Origin of the sequence: Thalassoglobus neptunius (genome assembly GCF_007859735.1) — a bacterium.
In the GTDB taxonomy this organism is placed as follows: domain Bacteria; phylum Planctomycetota; class Planctomycetia; order Planctomycetales; family Planctomycetaceae; genus Thalassoglobus; species Thalassoglobus neptunius.
In genome coordinates, this window is the sequence record NZ_SIHI01000001.1 from 131,177 (window position 1) to 146,534 (window position 15,358).

Consider the following 15,358-nt stretch of genomic DNA (forward strand, 5'->3'; position numbering starts at 1 on the left):
AAGATGGGAAGACGTGTGAGAGTTGTCCTCCGCGGCTCTCAAAATCCGCAAAACTTTGCCCGCTTTCAGAAACAAGACTCAAGCCACCAACGAGACTGCTTTCGAAAGACTCCCGTCGCATCAACGTCACGAGATGTGTCAACGTCAGTGCGAAAACAAAGGTGATCCTGAGACGGGCTCGCCGTAGAGAATAACTGTCGACTCAGAGTCGGAAATGGAAGGTTTGACGGAACCATCTCCAGAACCAGTCAAAGAGAGTCCTTTCCGCCACAACAAAGCGAGCTGTTCCGCGCATACCTGTTCGCAAAAACTCAGGCGGGGCATCGAATTCGACCTTGGCCTGATAGACAGGAACCGCCAGCTGCTCTCGTCCCTCTGCATCGGTCACAGTTGCAAGAGGCCCTCCGAATTTGTTTGACAGAGCCGGAGGCGCGTACTCCAAATGCCGATCGGAAAATTCGATCACGCGTCCTTGCCAGACACGTTCCGGAAGCGAGTCGACCTTCAGTCGTACTGCTTCGTCGAGCCCCAGGTCTTCACGATCAGACTGGTTGATCAGGAGAATAGCGAGATATTGTTCGTTGGGAGCGATACTGCAAATCGAAGTCTGTTCATCGAGATAGGCTCCGATATTTTCTGGCGACAACGGGCTGCCATACCATCCTTGAAGTGGACTCGTATGCCCCTGACGGTGAGTTTGCGGTCGTCGATTGGGAGCGACCACCGTACCCGCCACCGGTGCCACAATCTTCAGATCTTCCAGCTGCTCTTTGACATCTACATGATGCTCTTCGATGGTTTCGAGTCGGCGTTCCGCAAGGCGTTGACCGTCCGGGTCCGCGAGTTGCCGGTACATTTCCGGCTCGAACCCCTGAGCTTGCTCTTCGACCGTCAGTGAGACTTCTTCATCGATCAGTTGCGGATTCTTGAGTAACGCAATTTCCTGCCCCGCGATCACGCGATCACCAGGACGCACAAGAATCTCTTCCACAAAACCGGGGACGGCAGAATAAACATGCGACACGTTTTCCGGCTCAATATAGAACGCTGCCTCTTCGAACCAAGGAAACGGAACGAAGAGGATCAATGCAGTGAGTCCCACGGCGATCGTGCTAGTGACGAAAACCTTGACGCGGCTAATGGGATCTTGACGAGGTCGAGACATGAGCTTGTAAAAATTGACGACCATTCCGACGGCAATCGACACGAGAGACCCGACCGCCAGAAGGATTCCAAGACTCTGAAGTCGATACGGTTTCAGTACGGTATACAGGAAAATCGTGATCGCAAACAGGACGAACCAGCGGTAAAGCGCCGATGCGATCGCGAAAAGAACAAACCACACCTTTCCAGTGGTCGGCATAAAGGGATCGACCGGGCTCTCAATCCCGAGTGTCCACCAGGAGAATGTCTGCGCAAGCATTTTGGTTGCTTTGCTCCGGAGGTTGGGAATCTCCAGCCAGTCCGACATCATGTAATAGCCGTCGTAGCGAAGCAGCGGGTTGGCATTGAAAATGACCGTCGTCACCGTCGAGACGAAGAAGACATTCAACGCGAGATGATTGATCAGCCCCGGCTTCGTGTTGTACCAGACAAACAATGCAACCGCCGCGAGGATCGTTTCGAAGTACATCCCGGCCGCACCGATGATGATTCGCTTCCACTTACTCTTCAGCATCCATGAATCAGTCACATCGCAATAGAGAGTCGGACTGAAGACCAACAGCATGACTCCCATTGAGTGGCATTCCGCACCGAAGTGTTTACACGCGATTCCGTGTCCAAACTCATGCAGAATTTTTGACAGGGCGAGTGTGATCCACAGATAGATCAGATTCGGCCATCCGAAAAACTGCTCGAATTCCGGGAGGCGCTGCCGGACTGCATCGAAGCGAATCGCCAGAAACAACCACGATGTCGCAACGAACGTCATCAAGACGAATCCCGCAGGCGGGGTAAACATCCAGCCGAACCAGGGTTCCAGTCGCTGGAGCGTTCTTTCGGGATCCCACCCCGGGAGTTTGATGTAAAGCGGATTCATCAATGACTGACGAATCTTTTTCCATTTCTCATTACGCCCCCGATCCAGAACCTGTTCGCCCTGCCCCAACCGGGAACTGCACAACAGCCCTTTTTCGTGCAGATCGGTGACGAGGCTTTGAACGTCCCGAGTGGTCACATGCAGCGTCGGAAACTTTTTGAGCAACTCATCCCGGATATCTCGTAAGCTGCGCTCCCCATCCAGAAGTAGAAACGTTGCGTACTGTTCCGGTTGCAGTCGATAGTATTTCAACCCGACCGGGTCTTTGATCACAGGATACGGAACATTGCGGTATTCAATTTCCTTGATGTCCAGATCCGAACGTCCTCTCAATGGAACGGGACGCTCCGTTGTCGAAACGAGTGCGGACTGTGTTGTCTGCTGGTGCATCAGATCTTCTTAAGAACGGCAGAAAATTCCCGAATCAACTTCTGACCACATTTTCGCGAGAGAAAAAGCGACTCTTTTCGGTGTGCACACCAACACAGATCGACTTCCAGTTTGCTCAAAACTGTGATTGCGGACGAAAATTGAAGCTGATGTCTCGATTCTGGTTTCGATGCACCACTCGGGAAGCGATCGCCGGGAATTGATTACTCGCTTTGCGATTTCTGTGGCTGCGCGTCCTCATCGATCAGAATGGCCATCGTCGGATCGAGGCCTTCTCTCAACAGTCCATCGGGATTGGAAACTTCCGCCCAGACTCGGACATTCCGAGACAGGTTTTGTACGGACACATCAACGAACCCGAGTTGCCCGGTATACGGTTTCGATGCCTTCATCGAATTACTTCCCGGAACCTGAAACGTGACTCGCACCGGCATTCCGACACGAACCTTCTCGACAGCTTCGACGTCGACAAAGCCTTCGATCCGCATTGTCTCAGTATTCACAACCTGGACGATCGACTCACCTTGCTGAACTCCTTCCCCGATGCGTTTGAAAACACGAGTCACCAATCCTTTGTCCTTGGCATAGACATGATAGGTACCGAGTTCCGCTCGCGCCTGTTCGGCCGCAAGGAGATTCAAGTGCTGTTCGTAACGGGCCTTTTCGACTTGCAGTTGCGCGGCTTCCGCATCGAGCCGCAACCGCGTCATATGGGTCGACGGGTAAACCGGGTTTGACGCAGAGGAAATCCTGTTCGCTTCAACTGCAGCATCGTATTCCGCCGCGGCAGCCAGTGCGGATTTCCGGGCTGACTGGATTTCGATATCAGTGCTTGCTCGCGCTTCTGCAAGCTTCAAGTTGGCAGCAGCGACTTCATCCTGAAGTTTGACGACGACTTTTGTCGCGTCAATGATCGCACCTTCGCGTGGAACATACGCAACCACGCCGGGACGCTGAGTCGAATACGTCGTTCGATTGACAAAAGAGAGTCGACAATCTTTAACGGAAACTTCCTCCGCAACCAATGCTCCCGTTGAATCGGGAAGAATCAATGGCGAACTGAGCACACAGAAAAGACAGAGACTATAGGTAAGCAGCGGGGTTCTGGTGTGCATCGTCGCGATTTCGACCATATAGAGATTTAAGCGAATTCGAGTTGTCTACATAGCATTCTGACACGCCATTCACAACAATTCGAGCCACTCGCCCGAATGGCGTCAACATTAATCTCAATTCCACCGCGGACCAATACTACGACCCTCTTCGATGTCAAAACAGACTCCAAGCCAGGACAGTCTCGACTGGATCCGCCAACAGTGTGACCGATTTCTCGACGAATCGCCGACTTATGCGGCTTATGTTCGGGACGTTTTTCAGTTTGTCGCGGAAACTCCTTCGATCGACGCGGTCGCAATGATCGCATTTTCCAAGTCGAATGAACCGAGAGTCGTCGCCGAATCAAATCTGGGCACGATCAGCGAAGACGAATTCTTCAGCCTCGATCTCGACAACATCTCAATGATGGGCTCATCGCTTCGAGAGGGGAAACCGAAGCTGATGATGAACCGCGTGCTTCCCGAAGCGCAATTGAAACCACACTCGCTGGCGATTGCCCCGATTGTCGTCACCGCCAATCCTCCCCATGTGGTGGAAGTTCTGACGCTGAGTGAAGCAACTCCTCACGAAGAAGCTTTTCTCCGGGAAGTCACTGAGACTCTGGCAAGCTATTTCATTCGCTATCTGACGAACAAGAAGGATAGCCAGGAGGCAGTGACCGACGACACTTTCTGGCAGCGTTTCGATTCATTCCTCCTCCGTCTGCAAAAATCGCTCGATCTCAAGAAGACCATTTCCGTCGCAGTCAATGATGGTCGTGTTTTGACAGGTGCGGACCGCGTTGCGATTGCCCTCAAGTACGGAAAACAAACCAAAGTTCAGGGGATCAGTGGGCAAGATGGAGTCCAGCATCGGGCGAACCTAGTTCAATCGATGGCCAAACTGGCGGAAGTGGCGATTAAGATCGGCACTCCAATCACCTACAAAGGTTCAATCGAAGACTTCCCTCCGGAGTTGGAGAAACCTCTCGCCGACTATCTCGCGGAGAGTCGAACGCGAATGGTCATGTTGCTGCCACTGAAGGAAGCCGCAGATCCATTTCGCGAGGACGCCGACGCAGACGATCAATCTTCACAGGACAGCCCCCCAGTGATTGGCTGTCTGATCGTCGAACAAGCGACGGAAGCGCGCCCCAAAAAACACGTCGTGGAACGGACCGACCTGATTCGAGATCATATCGAAGTCGCCATTCACAACTGCCACTCTCATGAGTCGATTTTCCTCTTGCCCCTCTGGAGAGGCATCGGACGGACGCTTCGATGGTTCAAGGGACGTCGAGTCTGGATCGCGGCGGCGATTCTCGGAAGCATCATGGCTGTGGCCACGGCACTCGCTGTTGTTCCGTGGGATTATCGAGTTGAGGGAAATGGACAGGCAATGCCCGTCACCCAACACCGCGTTTTCGCTCCCTGGGACGGAGATGTCGTGGAGGTCTTCGTTCGGAGTGGTCAAACCGTCCAGGCAGGCGATGTCTTGCTTCGGATTGAAAGTGACGAACTCGATTCCGAACGAATCGCAGCCCGCACCGAATGGCTTGAGAAAGACAAACTTGTTTCCGCTCTCACTTCGCAACGTGCAGAGGCAATCAAACGAGATGATGAAAGCGAATTCATTCGAATCACCGCCGAACTCGCCAAAGCGACCGTCGAAAGAGAGGGGGCGAAAAACCGTCTCGATCTAGTCACTTTGCGAATCGAAGACCTCACCGTCGAAGCCCCCGACGATGGAGTGATCGCAACATTTCAAGTCGATCAGGTCCTTCAAAACCGCCCCGTCAGACGCGGCGATTTGCTCGTGGAAGTGATGCAACCCGAAGGAGACTGGCATCTTGAAGTCGACGTCCCTGAATATCGAATGGGACATGTGATGCGTGCCTTTGCAACGCTGAACTCAGACGAGCTTCCCGTCGAGTATGTCCTCGCCACTTCGGTCGAAACCAGCCACGAGGGGATCCTCCAGCGCGGCGAAATCGCCACACGTTCTACGGAATCAGAAGACGAAGGAACCGTCTTCGAGGTCTTCATCGACATCGACCGCGAAGACCTGCCCAATCTCAACATTGGGGCTGATGTCAGTGCCAAAATCAATTGCGGAAAGAAGAGCCTCTTCTACGTGCTCTTTGGAGACGTTGTCGAATTCCTGCAACGACATCTCTGGTTCTGATTGCGGCATCACGAGATTGTCACTCAAGTGAAAAACTTGAGTGGTTCTCAAATAGCAACTGCTCGATCACCAATTTCGAAACGATTCAGCGAATAAGATTTCCAAGAGAAACGTCGTTACTCCCGAGTCAGCCCGGTCAACAGTTCATTCAAGATCTCGACATCGGTGGGGAGATCCGACTCGAAAAACGAACGCAGCGGAATGGGTGTATCATCCATTCGATACGCTGTTCCGGGGCTGTGAACTCCGTACATCTGGACTGCAATTTCAATCGTCGGAGTGAATGGCAACTCAGTCGACTGATGCGTCAAAACAATTGTGGGAATCTCGGAAAGGGTCTCCACTGCCTCTTGGGTAAGTTGCTGAACGCCTTCAGCACCGACCATCAAACACAGGTCGACTTCACGATTTTCCAGCACGTCGCACGCACTGAATTCCCCGGGCTGATACCGAGGGAAACCGCGTGACAGGCTTACACTGAACGGATAACCCGTCTGCCAACAAAGGACATTGTCCGCCCCGGCGACATCGCCAAATCTCCTCATCCTGCGGACCACCCAGCGCGTATGACGATGTAAGTCTGTTGCCAGTTGCAGGACTGCTTCCACATTCAAGTGAGCGAGCGATCCTTGTGAAAGGCCCTGCCCGAAGAACAAAGCTCCGTAGTGGCAGGAGGCCATCTTCTCCGCCAGTGAAACAAGTTCCTCTCGACGCACGCCGCCGTAATTCTCGTCAGAAAGCGTGAGCCCTTGAACCAACCCGCGTAGCGCCCAGAGGACCTCGAAGTCACTCCCGGGGTCAATCTTCACGAACAGATCCGCCTGCCGGGCAGTTTCGGTTTCAACAACATCGACGACGATCAGGAAGGCTTTAGTGCCATCTGTTCGATTCGGTGTGTCCGTTCCGCAGCGAGTATACCGGTCGAGATGCCGTGGATGACTTTCGACCGGATTCGATCCCCAATAGACAACGACGTCAGCCCGACTTTTAACTTCTCCCAGCGAAGAGGTACTTTCTCCGACTCGCTGAAACGCAAGCACAGATGGGGCGTGGCCCGTTGAGGCTGATGAGTCAATCACTCCTCCAAGTCGATCTGCCAACTGAATAGCAAGCCCCTGCCCTTTTGTACTGCTTGACGACAATCCATACACGAGGGGATGGCACGCGTCAGACAGCAACGTCCGACCCAACTTGAGAGCAGTCTCAAGCGAAGATGCCTCCCCGCGAACCGTGCAAAAGTCCTTCGACTGTCGATCGCGATTGAGAATCGACTCGAATTTCTGGAACCATGTCGATGCCTTGTCGCACGCATGTTTGGTCGACTCGACCCGGTTGTTGACAACGGTCAAACTCAGATCGTCACAAACGCATCCGCAAAGCGTACAGGCGACATCAGTAAAAACTTGCTGGCTATTCATCCCATCCTGTCGAGTTCGCAACACGTCCGAATCATCAATTCTTCACCGCGTCAAGAATCAGCCGGGAAAAGTTTGACGTGTCGTTTGCGATTGGATTCGGTAAAGCTGTCAATTCTTTCGTGGGCTCATTGACCATCTTCTTACCCTGTGGTCAGAGAAGTTTCAATTCCACTCCGCTGAAAGTATTGCATCGAACTCAGTTGATAATTTTGCTTCGACAGCATCTACTCATGATAGAGCATTTTCTGTTCTGGTTTGCACTCACTCGCACGAGCAAACTCAGCCTTTGACCTGATGAAAAAGTTCAAGCGAGTGCACAGGAAAAAGCAACTTGCTCTTGAGCCCGCCTCGAAAAAGAGTCCCTCCCCGCAACTTCCCCAACGTTCTGTCCGTTTTCTCGCCACCGTGCGTTCTCCAAGGCCCACCCGCATCAACATGATGAAAGCGTTTTCAATACGAAATTCGAAACGTCTCGGCGAACAACGATTCGTCGCGAGAATTACGACTCTCATCGGGATGCTGTTCGCCGTTCACTTGGGCGGTCAACTCAGCCTCGCGGACGAACCACCAAACATCGTCCTGATCATCGCAGACGACATGTTTGCCGACGACTTCGGATTTATGGGCAATCGCGATGTCCTCACGCCGCACATCGATCGCCTCGCTGCCAGATCAGCGAGATTCATCAACGGATCGGTTCCCACAAGCGTTTGCAGCCCGTCGCTCGCAACAATCCTGACCGGGCTCTATCCCCATCAAAGTGGTCTTCACTTCAATCATCCTCCTCCGGGGAATTCCGCATTCAACCAAATGAGTTTGGTAGACGAATACGAAAGAACGCGGAGTGAGAGCTTCGAAATCATTCGGAACCTTCCAACCCTCCCGCGTATTCTCGCTGACGAACGTGATTATCTCAGCCTGCAAACCGGGAAGTTCTGGGAAGGAAAGTTCTCGAACGCCGGATTTACAGACGGAATGACCATTTTCGAACCCGTTCCCGGTCAGTCATTTGGCGGCAATCGCACGCTCAAAAACAAGCAACTCGCTGCTCATGGGAACGGAGACTGGGGCCTCAAGATCGGCCGAGAAACAATGGCCCCGATCGAAACATTCCTCAACGATCATCCATCGTCGCCAAAGCTCATCTGGTACGCCCCATACCTTCCTCATCAACCACACGATTCCCCGCAGCGGTTTTACGATTTATATCGGAATCGTGATTCCGTCCCGGAACACAAGATCCCCTACTACGCTTCCATCACTCAGTTCGACGAGACAGTGGGCCAACTTGTCGACATCATCGAAGAACGCAATCTCACCCGGAAAACTCTTTTCGTGTTTGTGATCGACAATGGATGGGAAGCAAGTGAAGAGCGTTCGAGAAGTCGACCGGAGGAATTCGATCATACGCGAACGAGTAAGCGATCCCCATTTGAACCCGGACTTCGCACACCGATCCTGCTCTCGTGGGACGGCGTAACTGTTCCCGAAACGCACGATCAACCGGTCAGCAGCATCGACATCCTTCCGACAGTTCTCTCAGTTTTCAATCTCAACGGCTACGATTCCCAGCTTCCCGGAGTCAATCTCTGGAAGGCAGCTTGCGGAGAAGAAACACTTGATGCCGATCGCGTTCTTTTCGGAGAAATCTATCCCGGAGATGCCAAGACACTTGGACATCCTGAGGATCACATTGCATACCGCTGGGCGAAACACCGATCGATGAAACTGATCGTTGTCCACGAACAGGACGACTCCGCCCCATGGGGCCGCTATCTGACAGAAGACGCTCTCTTTGATCTGAAAACAGATCCGAATGAAACGACCAACTTGATCGATGTTCCCGCTTACCGTGAGCAGGCTGACTTGCTGCGATCACAGCTTGATCATTGGTGGGACGGCAACACCAGCGAACTTCTCTTCTCTCCCTCGACGTCAACTTCATCGGAGAAATAGACGCGTGTCTCGAAACAAAATTTCCCCCACATTTCTCGTCTTTGCAATCACATTCCTGCCGAGTCTTGTCGCTGCCAACGACGAACTTTGGAACTGCGGGACAGCGACAGTCTGCATTACTCCTCAACAGCCAATGACCATGGCGGGGTATGCGTCGCGCGGTGAGAAACACGCCACCGACACGCTCAACGATCTTTGGGCAAAGACACTGATTCTGGAGGATGCATCCAATCGTCGAGCCGTTCTCGTCACTCTCGATTTACTCGGAATTGATCGCAAGTTGTCTCAGAGAATCTGCAAGTCGATCATGGAAAAGCACGGCCTCGATCGCAGCCAAATTGCGATTTGCAGCTCGCACACTCACTCCGGGCCGGTCGTCGCGGGAACGCTTCGCCCCATGCACGCTTTGCACTTCAATGAATCGAACCTCAACCTCACTCTTGAGTACTCAGAGTTTCTCAAACAGTCGATCGAAGACTGCGTCGATCAGGCATTCGAGACGCTTGCTCCGTCATCGCTGAGTTGGGGAAGTGGTTCCGCAACGTTTGCAACCAATCGTCGGAACAACACAGAGAAGAACATTCCAAAACTCAGAGCTTCCGGGAAACTTGCCGGTCCTTATGACCATGACGTTCCCGTGTTAATGGTTCGACAGGACGGGAAAATGAAGGCCATCGTTTTTGGATACGCTTGCCATTGCACTGTTCTCAGTGGATTCGAATGGTCGGGCGACTATGCCGGGTTCGCTCAATCGGAACTCGAGGATCTTTATCCCGGTTGCGTGGCGATGTTCTGGGCCGGCTGTGGAGGAGATCAAAACCCGCTTCCACGACGCAAGGTCGAACTCGCTCGGCGATACGGTTCCCATCTTGCGCACGCGGTCAGTCAGGTGATTGAAGGAAGCACTCACGATCTTTCTCCCGAACTGCAGACAAGCTATCGGGAAGTCGACATCGCATTCGGAACTCTTCCCACACGGGATGAACTTCAAGCGCAGTCTGCATCGCAGAATCGCTACGAAGCAGCACGCGCCCGCTCATTGATCGAACAGATCGACAGCGGACAGGAACTCTCTCCGACCTATCCTTATCCCATTCAATTCTGGAATCTCGGCGATGAGATCAACTGGTTCTTTCTCGGAGGAGAGGTTGTGGTCGACTATGCCCTGTCGATCAAGTCGAACCACGGAGAGACGAACGCGGACCTGACAGACGTGTGGTGCACAGCGTACGCGAACGATGTGATGGCCTATATTCCGTCGCGTCGAGTTCTGCTCGAAGGCGGCTATGAGGGGGGCGGAGCCATGATCTATTACGGGCTTCCGACAATTTGGGACGAAACCGTTGAGTCGACAATCCTCGACACGGTTCACCAACTCATCAACGAACGCTAAAGTGAAATTCAGCGCCAAACAACCGTTCTAAAAACGGACAGGCGCTGCACTTTTCGTCTCAAACGAAATTCCCCGTGAAGACTTTGGCCCTGAACTTTTTCGCGACGCTGGTTCAACGATCGCTCTCCAGAAAGATTCCCATGATTCATTCCCCACTGGCGAAATGCCGAACTGTCTTGGCTGCGACATGTTTCTTCGTCCTCATGGGGATCACGATCCAGGCGGACGCGGATGATTCAAAACCGAATTTCGTGTTCATCATCGCGGACGATCTCACGTTTCGTGACCTCGGTGTTTATGGAGGACAGGCTCACACCCCGAACATTGATCATCTCGCAACTCAGGGAATGCGGATGACTCGATGCTTTCAGACAGCCCCCATGTGTTCTCCAACTCGACACAACATTTACACCGGACAATACCCAGTCAAGACGGGAGCCTATCCGAATCACACGCAAACCTACGACGACGTTCAGAACATCACACACTACCTGCCGCCCCTCGGCTATCGAGTCGCGCTCTCCGGAAAGAAACACATCGGACCGAAAGAGCTCTTCCAGTTTGAATACACGGGAAAGAAGAACAATCCCGACATGGAAGCCATCGAGCAGCTGTTCTCAGAATGCCAGTCGACCGAGACTCCCTTCTGCCTCTTCGCTTGTTCGAACGAACCACACACACCATGGAACAAGGGCGACGCATCACAGTATCCGCCTTCGGAAATTAAGCTGCCTCCATACATCGGAGATACCCCCACTGCCCGCGAGCATTTCAGTCGTTACCTCGCCGAGATCACCTATTTCGACACCCAGGTTGGCGACATTCTGAATCTGCTTGAGAAGAACAATCTCGTCGACAACACTGTCGTCATGGTGGTTTCGGAGCAGGGAAACTCTCTCCCGTTCGCGAAATGGACCTGCTACGACAACGGGCTTCAATCCGGGATGATCGTCCGCTGGCCGGGTCACATCGCTCCCGGTTCCACGACCGATGCCATGGTTGAATACTGCGACGTCACTCCGACCTTTGTCGACATCGCTGGTGGCGAACTGGCTCCGGAACTCGACGGCAAAAGCATGCTTCCCGTTCTGTTGGGAAAGACAGATCACCATAAGGACTATGTCTTCGGTGAAATGACCACGCATGGAATCATCAACGGCACAGATTGCTATCCGATCCGCTCAGTTCGATCCGAACGCTTCAAGCTGATTCGAAACCTCAATCACGAAGCCGAATTCACGAACGCGTGCACAAAAACAGAACCTTTTCTGTCGATGGTCGAAGCCGCCAAAAATGGAAACGAAACGATCGCCGCACTCGTGGAACGCTACCAACATCGCCCCGAAATCGAATTCTACGATGTCGTCAATGACCCCCTCGAACTCAACAACCTTGCTGACGATCCGCAATACAAAGACGAAATCGACCAGCTTGGCCAAGTCCTCGACCGCTGGATGAAGCAGCAGGGAGATGAGGGAATCGAAACCGAATTGTCCGCAAATTCACACGTCCAAAAGAAGAAGAGAAATCAGAAGAACACGAAAAGGAATTCCAAGTGATCAGTCAAGTGAAGTCTCCCGCCGCGAAACCGTTTTGTCCGGCGACAGGAACGAGTCGAGTCCCTCTGTCGAGCTGCATCCTCGCCCTCCTCGTAGGACTGTGGTGCGTCCCTGTGTGTGCAGCGGATCCGTCTGAATCCACGCCGAACATCATCCTGATTTTCGCTGATGACCTCGGATGGTCTGATCTGGCTTGCTATGGCAACACCTTGCACGAAACGCCTCACCTCGACCAGCTTGCTCGTCAGGGAATGCGTTTCACGAATGGATACTCAGCTGCCCCGATCTGCTCAGCTTCCCGAGCGGGACTGCTGACCGGAAAAACTCCCGCCCGCGTGCACTTCGAGTTCGTGACGAAAGAGACTGCCGGCTCGCAGATTCCGCAACCGGGTCAAACGCTTCGCAGCCCGCCGTTTACTCTCGATCTTCCGCTCGAAGAAGTGACCATCGCTGAAGCACTGTCGCAACTCGACTATCAAACGTACTTCTTCGGGAAGTGGCACCTGAACGCCCATCACAATGGATACCTTGGCTGGAGCCCGACACACGGTCCCCCCAATCAGGGATTCGAATTCGCAACTCAAGACTTCGGAGGACACCCCTACAGCTACAAAAAGTCACCACCGAAGCCCATCGAGAAAGTCGGCGAGTATCCTGCGGATTCGCTCGTTGATGCAATGTGTGAAGCGATTCAGAAAGAACATCAACAGCCTTTCTTCATGATGGCGTCACACTTCTATGTTCACACTCCGGTCAAGACTCCGTGCAAATGGCTCATCGAGAAGTATTCCGAGAAGCTGGAGGAGTCTTCTCCGCACCGAATGGCCCGAATTCGATATGCAGCATTTGTCGAAACACTCGATCACTACGTCGGCCAACTTCTTCAAGCACTTGATGCCAGCGGGCTGGCTGACGAAACCGTCGTCATCTTCACTTCCGACAACGGAGGCCATCCTGAATTCGCATCCAATGCTCCACTTCGCGGTTCAAAATGGAACCTTTACGAAGGCGGAATCCGCGTCCCTCTGATCGTTCTCTGGCCGGGGACTGTCGAGCCCGGAACAACTTGCGACCAACCTGTCGCCGGGTACGACATCACTCCGACATGTGTTGAAATCGCAAGCGCAGACACCACGACAAGCAGTAACTCTGCGAAATCCGTCCTCCCTGAATCGATTGACGGTGTGAGTTTCCTTCCAATGTTACAGGACCCTCAGACCGACCTGACTCGAGACCTCAATTGGCACTTTCCGTACTATCATCCAGAAAGAGGTTACACCGATTCGCTAACAGAAATCGGAGTGAATGATTTCGCTGTGAGTCAGACTCGACCTCAATCCGCGATCCGTTCGGGGAAATACAAGCTCCTGTATTTCGACGAAAACGACCGCTCGGAACTTTACGATCTGAGCACCGATATCAGCGAGCAGAATGATCTTTCCGCATCACAACCGATGCGGACGATGATGCTCCGCAACAGGCTTATGGAATACTTGTACGAACAGCCCGACGGGGCACAGGCACGTCGAGCGACGCCACTTGATCGAAAGACCTCGGAGAAGAACTGAAGGAAGCGATCGGCTTCGATTTGGAGGCTGTCTGCCGTCGATCGCGAGGCTGCGCGAAACCCGTAGTTCTTCTGGACTTCATCGTCAATCTTCAGTGAAACCGAGAACTCATCAGCGCACGCCATTGAGACAAACTCAAGACGCAGTCAAAATCCAATCTGAAAAAGTGCCCGACAGCTCCTTCAAGTTGTCCAGCACGAATCACTTTTGCCCACTCAAACTGCGCTCAATCGAGAATCACAACGATGAACATCCGTTCGATCCCGCTCCGATTCGTGTTGCTGTTCCAAGTCACCATTCTGTTCGTGACGTCAACAGCCGCCTGTGCTGCTGAGCGTCCGAACGTCCTTCTGATTTTGGTGGACGACCTGAAACCCTCCTTTGGAGCCTATGGAGAAGAATGGGTCCATTCTCCGAACCTCGATCGGCTCGCAGAACGGGGCATGCGATTCGACATGGCGTACTGCAATCAGGCTGTCTGCGCCCCCTCTCGAAACAACCTGCTGGTTGGATCACGTTCGACAACATTGGGTGTCTACGGCCTGGGAACCAATTTCCGAAAGTCAGTCCCGGATGCGGTCACCCTTCCGCAGTATTTCAAACAGCACGGCTATCACTCGTCCGGGATCGGGAAGGTCTTTCACATCGGCCATGGAAACGTCGGAGACGACAAATCCTGGAGTGAGCCTTTCCATCCGGACAAAGTGATCGATTACGTGCTTCCTGAAAGTACAGGCGGAGAATTAACCCGCGAAGAGGCTTACTTCAGTAATCAGGAACTCGGAAACATTCGGTCACTGCCGCGTGGAGCCGCTTGGGAAGCAGCCGATGTTGAAGACAACGCATACGCCGACGGAAGAATCGCCAATGAAGCCATTCGCCAGCTCAAGGACGCAAAAGAACGAGATAAACCTTTCTTCATGGCTGTCGGTTTCACCAAACCACACCTTCCGTTCTGCGCTCCCCAAAAGTACTGGGATCTGTACGACCTCGAAGAACTTCCAGGAATTTCCATCCGCGAGTACCCTGCCGGATCGCCCTCGTACGCTGCGAAATCCCCGCTCGGAGAACTCAATCAATACAAGCCGATTCCGCAGAGTCCTCCTCTGACTCAAGAGCAGGAAACGACCCTCATCCACGGATACTACGCCGCTCTCAGTTACATGGATGCTCAACTTGGCCGCGTCATCGATGAACTCGACGAACTCGGACTCGCTGACGAGACATTGGTCGTCCTGTGGGGAGATCATGGATACCACCTCGGAGACCACGGAGCCTGGACGAAACACACCAACTACGAACAAGCCAATCGAATTCCGATCCTCGTTGTCGCACCGGGCACGACGACTCTCGGAACGAGTTCGGCAGCACTCGTCGAGACAGTGGACATTTTCCCCACACTCACAGAACTGGCAGGACTGCCCGCTCCTCAGGACGCGAAATCAGTCAAGCAAACGATTGACGGGAAGAGTCTCGTGCCGTTGTTGAAAAATCCCGAGTCGCGCCATCGCGGATACGCTTATCACTGTTTCCCCCGGGGAAAACGACTTGGAAGAGCGATCCGCACAGACCGTTATCGACTCGTGGAATGGAAGCCGTTTGGTGCTTCGGCAGACCAGGCAGTGTACGAACTCTTCGACTATGTCGATGATCCTCTCGAGTCCAAAAACCTCGCAGAAGATCGTCCAGACATTGTTCAACAACTCAGTGCCATTCTCGATTCACTCCCTGCCCCGAAAGCACGGGTCCGATAA

The 15,358-nt window shown here is 53.1% G+C and carries 9 protein-coding genes; 6 read left to right on the forward strand and 3 right to left on the reverse strand.

Features of this window, described 5'->3' with window-relative positions; genetic code table 11:
• Positions 1 to 202: 202 nt before the first annotated feature.
• On the reverse strand, positions 203 to 2,431 hold the full coding sequence (locus KOR42_RS00535) for a site-2 protease family protein (RefSeq protein WP_146506682.1): 2,229 nt from the start codon (positions 2,429 to 2,431) through the stop codon (positions 203 to 205).
• Positions 2,432 to 2,634: 203 nt separating this feature from the next.
• On the reverse strand, positions 2,635 to 3,546 hold the full coding sequence (locus KOR42_RS00540) for an efflux RND transporter periplasmic adaptor subunit (RefSeq protein ID WP_197440732.1): 912 nt from the start codon (positions 3,544 to 3,546) through the stop codon (positions 2,635 to 2,637).
• A 151-nt stretch (positions 3,547 to 3,697) separates the two neighbouring features.
• Between KOR42_RS00540 and KOR42_RS00545 the strand changes: the two genes are divergently transcribed.
• Positions 3,698 to 5,710: an efflux RND transporter periplasmic adaptor subunit gene (locus KOR42_RS00545; RefSeq protein WP_146506684.1), complete on the forward strand. Its 2,013-nt coding sequence runs from the start codon at positions 3,698 to 3,700 to the stop codon at positions 5,708 to 5,710.
• 116 nt (positions 5,711 to 5,826) lie between these two features.
• Here KOR42_RS00545 and KOR42_RS00550 read toward each other — a convergent pair whose 3' ends face one another.
• Positions 5,827 to 7,152: a formylmethanofuran dehydrogenase subunit B gene (locus KOR42_RS00550; RefSeq protein WP_146506685.1), complete on the reverse strand. Its 1,326-nt coding sequence runs from the start codon at positions 7,150 to 7,152 to the stop codon at positions 5,827 to 5,829.
• 411 nt (positions 7,153 to 7,563) lie between these two features.
• On the opposite strand from KOR42_RS00550, the gene KOR42_RS00555 reads away from it, so the two are divergent.
• From KOR42_RS00555 to KOR42_RS00575, 5 genes are all read left to right on the forward strand, one after another.
• On the forward strand, positions 7,564 to 9,084 hold the full coding sequence (locus tag KOR42_RS00555; RefSeq protein ID WP_231740545.1) for a sulfatase-like hydrolase/transferase: 1,521 nt from the start codon (positions 7,564 to 7,566) through the stop codon (positions 9,082 to 9,084).
• A 4-nt stretch (positions 9,085 to 9,088) separates the two neighbouring features.
• Positions 9,089 to 10,477: a neutral/alkaline non-lysosomal ceramidase N-terminal domain-containing protein gene (locus tag KOR42_RS00560; RefSeq protein WP_197440734.1), complete on the forward strand. Its 1,389-nt coding sequence runs from the start codon at positions 9,089 to 9,091 to the stop codon at positions 10,475 to 10,477.
• Between the two features lie 140 nt (positions 10,478 to 10,617).
• Positions 10,618 to 12,036 carry a sulfatase family protein gene (locus KOR42_RS00565; RefSeq protein WP_231740546.1) on the forward strand — a complete coding sequence of 473 codons (1,419 nt, stop codon included), beginning with the start codon at positions 10,618 to 10,620 and terminating at the stop codon, positions 12,034 to 12,036.
• Positions 12,033 to 13,604, forward strand: coding sequence for a sulfatase (locus KOR42_RS00570; protein WP_231740548.1), 1,572 nt, complete (start codon positions 12,033 to 12,035; stop codon positions 13,602 to 13,604). The genes KOR42_RS00565 and KOR42_RS00570 overlap by 4 nt, the downstream gene beginning before the upstream one ends.
• Positions 13,605 to 13,849: 245 nt before the next feature.
• Positions 13,850 to 15,358 (forward strand): sulfatase, encoded by a 1,509-nt coding sequence (locus KOR42_RS00575; protein WP_146506688.1) that lies wholly within the window; start codon positions 13,850 to 13,852, stop codon positions 15,356 to 15,358.